We start from the raw sequence: 4,900 nt of genomic DNA on the forward strand, positions 1-4,900 counted from the left end.
AGCCCAGCCCCGGCTGCGCGCCCTGTACCTGTCCGAGCTGGAGACGTTCGAGACCTACGAGACGCACAGCGCCACGCTGCACCTGGCCGCCGATCGCGTGTACAAGCGCAAGAAGCCGGTGAACCTGGGCTTCCTCGACTTCACCGACCGCCGCACCCGGGAGTCGGTCTGCCGGTCGGAGGTCGCGCTCAACCGCCGGCTGGCCCCCGACGTCTACCTGGGGGTCGCCGATCTCCTCGACGACACCGGTGAGGTGATCGACCACCTGGTCGTGATGCGGCGGATGCCGGCGAGCCGGCGGCTGTCCACCCTCGTGCGCAGGCGCAGCCGGGTCGGCCCGGCACTGCGCACGGTCGCTCGGGCGCTGGCGGTGTTCCACCAGCGGTGCGAGACCTCACCGGAGATCGCGGTGGCGGGGCACCGGGCGACCCTGGAGGGGCTGTGGCGGGAGGGCCTGGAAGGCATCTCCCCCTACCGTGGCACCCTGCTGGACGCGGCGGTGGTCGACGAGATCGGCGAACTGGCGCTGCGCTACCTGGCCGGCCGGGAGACCCTGCTCGGCGATCGGGTGCGCGCCGGGTGGATCCGCGACGGGCACGGCGACCTGCTCGCCGACGACATCTACTGCCTCGGCGACGGACCCCGCATCCTCGACTGCATCGAGTTCGACCCGCGGCTGCGCTTCGGTGACGTCCTCGGCGACGTCGCGTTCCTGGCGATGGATCTGGAACGCCTCGGCGCGCCGGAGGAGGCCACCGAGTTCCTCGACGCCTACCGGGAGTTCAGCGGCGAGGTGCACCCGCGGTCGTTGCAGCATCTCTACGTCGCCTACCGGGCGTTCGTCCGGGCGAAGGTGACCTGTATCCGGGGCGGGCAGGGTGATCCCGACGCGGCCGAGGAGGCCCGCCGGCTGCTGGCCGTCGCCCACCGTCATCTGCGGGCCGGCCGGGTCCAGCTCGTCGTGGTCGGCGGGCTACCCGGGACGGGCAAGACGACCCTGGCCGGCCGGCTGGCCAGGGTCGGTGACGGCTGGGTGCTGCTGCGCTCCGACGTGATCCGCCAGGAGCTGACCGGGATGCCCCTGCGTGAGGGCGGGCCTGCCGCGACCTCCGACCCCGCGACCTCCGACCCCGCGGACGGCGACCCGCGGTTCGGCACCGGGCGCTACGCCCCCGAGATCACCGACGCGACGTACGCCGAGATGCTGCGCCGCGCCGAGGCGGCTCTCGCCCGCGGGGAACGGGTGGTGCTGGACGCATCCTGGTCGAGCGCGCGTCACCGCCGGGCCGCCGCCGAGCTCGCCGCAAGCGTCTGCGCCGACCTGGTGGAGCTGCACTGCGTGACGGCACCGGAGGTGGCGGCCGCCCGGATCGGGCGCCGCGCCGCCGCGGGCACCGACCCGTCGGAGGCGACGATGGCCATCCACCGGGCGATGGCGGCCCGTGCCGACCCCTGGCCGTCGGCGACGGTGGTACGCACCGCCGTCCCGGTCGCCGAGGCCCTGCAGACGGTCCTCGCCCACCTCGACTGACGTCGCCCGGCGGGTCCGGCGCGACCATCCCCGCGCGGCGCTGTCACGCTTCAAGGCGCGTTTCCGGGCGCCGTCACTTCTCGATGCGGGTGGCGTACACGGCGGCCTGGGTGCGGCTGGACAGCTCCAGCTTCTCCAGGATGGCCGAGACGTAGTTCTTCACCGTCTTCTCGGACAGGTGGATCCGCCCGGCGATCTGCCGGTTGGTCAGCCCCTCCGCGATGAGGACGAGGATCTGGCGTTCCCGCTCGCCGAGGGTGGCAAGCTTGCGGTCCTCGGCCGGGCCCTCCCGCAACCGGGTGAGGACCCGCTGGGTGACGGCCGGGTCGAGCAGGGAACGGCCCGCGGCGATTGTCCGGATGGCGCCGACCAGGTCCGTGCCCCTGATCTGCTTGAGCAGGTAGCCGGCGGCCCCGGCCATGATGGCGGCGAACAGGGCGTCATCGTCGTCGTAGGAGGTGAGGATCAGGCAGCCGATCTCGGGGTGCGCCGAGCGCAGATCCCGGCAGACGTCGATACCGTTGCCGTCTTCGAGGCGGGCGTCGAGCACGGCCACGTCCGGCCTCGTCGCCGGGATCCGGCGCAGTGCCTCCGCCGCGGTGGACGCCTCTCCGACAACCTCGATGTCACCGTTCTCGGAGAGCATCTCGCGGATGCCACGCCGGACGATCTCATGATCGTCCAGGAGGAAGACCCGTACGGTGCCCACGGTGCCGACGATACTCACGGTGCCGACGATACCGTCCATGGTCGTCGCCCGGACCGGTTCGGCATGGTGCCGGGAGGGTGCGCGGGTGCGGGCGGGCCCGTTCGAGCCGTCCGGCGCACCCGGGTGAACCCGCCCGCGTGAGCGCACCGCCCCCGGCCCGGGGCCCGCAACGGCTGGCGGCCGCACAACCGGTGAGAGCCGGCGGTTACCCGAGATGGCTACCCGAGGCGGGCGACGCCGCCGTAGACACTGACCTCGGCATCGGTCGGCCCCTCGCCCTCGGCGGCGGGCTCCTCCGGCCGCCACCGATGGACCATCTCCACCCCGGGATCGATGAGCTCCAGGCCGGCGAAGAACCGTTCCACTTCGGCCCGGGTGCGCTGCTGCCCGGGGATGCCCCGGGAGCGGTACGTGATGAAGAGCTGCTCCATGCCGGGGTTGACGTCGGCGGTGGCGTGGGTGAGCGCCAGATAACTGCCCGACGGCAGGGCCGCCAGCAGCCGGCCGAGGATGCCGTAGGGGTCATCCGCGTCGGGGATGAAATGGAAGATCGCGATCATGGACAGGGCGACCGGCTGAGTCAGGTCGAGGGTGTCGCGCAGTTCCGGGGCGGCCAGAATGCGCTCCGGGTCGCGCAGATCCGCGTCGAGGTAGGCGGTGCGGCCCTCGGGGGTGCTGGCGAGCAGGGCCCGGGCGTGGGCGAGCACGATCGGGTCGTTGTCGGTGTAGACGATCCGGGCGTCGGGGGCGATGCCCTGGGCGATCTCGTGCAGGTTCGGGGACGTGGGGATGCCGGTGCCGATGTCGAGGAACTGGCGGATCCCGACCTCGGTGGCCAGGAACCGGGTCGCCCGGCGCAGGAACGCCCGGTTCTCCACCGCGGCGATGCTGGCGCCCGGGAAGGCGGCCCGTGCCTGCTCGGCCGCCTCCCGATCAACGGGGAAGTTGTCCTTGCCGCCCAGGAAGTAGTCGTACATCCGGGCCGCGTGCGGCTGGTCGGTCCTGAGGTCGACCGGGCTGCGTTCCTCCGCAAGGCTCTTCCACCACTGCCCGACCTCTGGGTCGTGTCGGTCCGCGCTCGTCACCGCAATCAGCCCCTTGGTAATTGGACGATCCTCACCAAATACCCTAGCGGGGGCGGATTCGTGTCCCTTTACGGGCGTCAGAATCGGTCGATGGCGGTGACCCTGACCACCGCGACTCCCGCCTCGTCCGAGGCGGTCAGGTCGATCTCCGCGCTGAAGCCCCAGTCATGGTCCCCGGCCGGGTCGTCGAAGATCTGTCGCGCCGTCCACGTCCCCGGCGTCCCCGGCTTCTCGTCGAGGATGAGCAGACCCGGCCCCCGCGCGTCCGGACCGGTGCCGATCTCGCCATGCTCGGCGAAGTACGGCTCCAACGCCGCCCGCCACCCGTTGGCGTCGAACCCGCCGTCGAGCTCGCCAAGCGTGTCGTAGCGGCGCAGCGCGGCAAGCTCGACCCGGCGGAACAGCGCGTTGCGCACCAACACCCGAAATGCCCGGATGTTGCCCGTGACCGCCGGTGGCCGCTCGTCGACGCCACCACCGCTCGCCGTGGTGCCCGCCGTGGCGCCCGCGCCGTCCCCGGCCGGGTTGCTCAGCCGCTCCCACTCGTCGAGGAGGCTGGAGTCGGTCTGGCGGACCAGTTCCCCCAGCCACTCGGTCAGGTCGACGACCTCCTCGGTGCGGGCGTCCTCGGGCACCGTCTGGCGCAGCGCCTTGTAGGCGTCGGCCAGGTAGCGCAGCAGCAGCCCCTCCGAGCGGGCCAGCCCGTAGAACGCCACGTACTCGGCGAACGTCATCGCCCGCTCGTAGAGCTCCCGCGCCACCGACTTCGGCGCCAGCTCGTAGTCGTCGACCCAGGGATGCCCCCGCCGGTACAGGGCGAACGCCGCGCCCAGCAGCTCCGCCAGCGGCTGGGGATAGCTGACCTCCTCCAGCAGCTCCATCCGCCGGTCGTAGTCGACGCCCTCGGCCTTCATCGCCGCGACCGCCTCCCCCTTCGCCTTCGACAGCTGGGCGTGCAGCACCTGCCGGGGATTGTCCAGGGTCGCCTCCAGCACCGAGAGCACATCCAGCGCATAGGAGGGGGAGGCCGGGTCGAGCAGCTCCAGCGCGGCCAGCGCGAACGGGGACAGCGGCTGATTGAGCGCGAAGTCGAGCTGCAGGTCCACCGTCACCCGCACGCCGCGGCCCAGCTCGTCGGGGGTGTCGAGGCGCTCCACCACCCCGGCCGCCAGCAGCGCCCGGTAGATCGCGATCGCCCGGTGGATCAGCCGGCGCTGAGTGGCGCGATCCGAATGGTTGTCGGTGAGCAGGTGGCGCATCGACGCGAACGCGTCCCCCGGCCGGTTGATCACGTTGAGCAGCATCGCGTGGTTCACGGTGAACTGGGAGGTCAACGGCTCGGGTTCGGCCGCGATGAGCCGTTCGAACGTCGCCAGGCCGTACCCGACGCTGCCCTCGGGGGGCTTCTTGCGGACCACCTTGCGTCGCTTCTTCGGATCGTCCCCGGCCTTCGCCAACGCGCGTTCGTTTTCGATCACATGCTCGGGGGCCTGCACGACGACGTTGCCGACCGGGTCGTAGCCGGCCCGCCCGGCCCACCCGGCGATCTGATGGAACTCCCGTGCCGACAGCAGC

4 protein-coding genes are annotated in these 4,900 nt (G+C 72.1%); 1 reads left to right on the top strand and 3 read right to left on the bottom strand.

Annotated features, from left to right (window positions below; all coding sequences use genetic code 11):
- The first annotated feature begins 13 nt into the window (after nt 1-13).
- Nucleotides 14-1,531 carry a bifunctional aminoglycoside phosphotransferase/ATP-binding protein gene (locus AC08OX_RS14915; protein ID WP_476608368.1) on the top strand — a complete coding sequence of 506 codons (1,518 nt, stop codon included), beginning with the start codon at nt 14-16 and terminating at the stop codon, nt 1,529-1,531.
- Between the two features lie 73 nt (nt 1,532-1,604).
- Here AC08OX_RS14915 and AC08OX_RS14920 read toward each other — a convergent pair whose 3' ends face one another.
- From AC08OX_RS14920 to AC08OX_RS14930, 3 genes are all read right to left on the bottom strand, one after another.
- On the bottom strand, nt 1,605-2,240 hold the full coding sequence (locus tag AC08OX_RS14920) for a response regulator (protein ID WP_476608369.1): 636 nt from the start codon (nt 2,238-2,240) through the stop codon (nt 1,605-1,607).
- 218 nt (nt 2,241-2,458) lie between these two features.
- On the bottom strand, nt 2,459-3,325 hold the full coding sequence (locus AC08OX_RS14925; RefSeq protein ID WP_476608366.1) for an SAM-dependent methyltransferase: 867 nt from the start codon (nt 3,323-3,325) through the stop codon (nt 2,459-2,461).
- A 77-nt stretch (nt 3,326-3,402) separates the two neighbouring features.
- Nucleotides 3,403-4,900, bottom strand: a 1,498-nt coding sequence (locus tag AC08OX_RS14930) for a DUF3516 domain-containing protein (protein WP_476608367.1), incomplete at its 5' end; no start/stop codon positions are given.

It is taken from the genome of Frankia sp. CoBUL1, assembly GCF_978021245.1.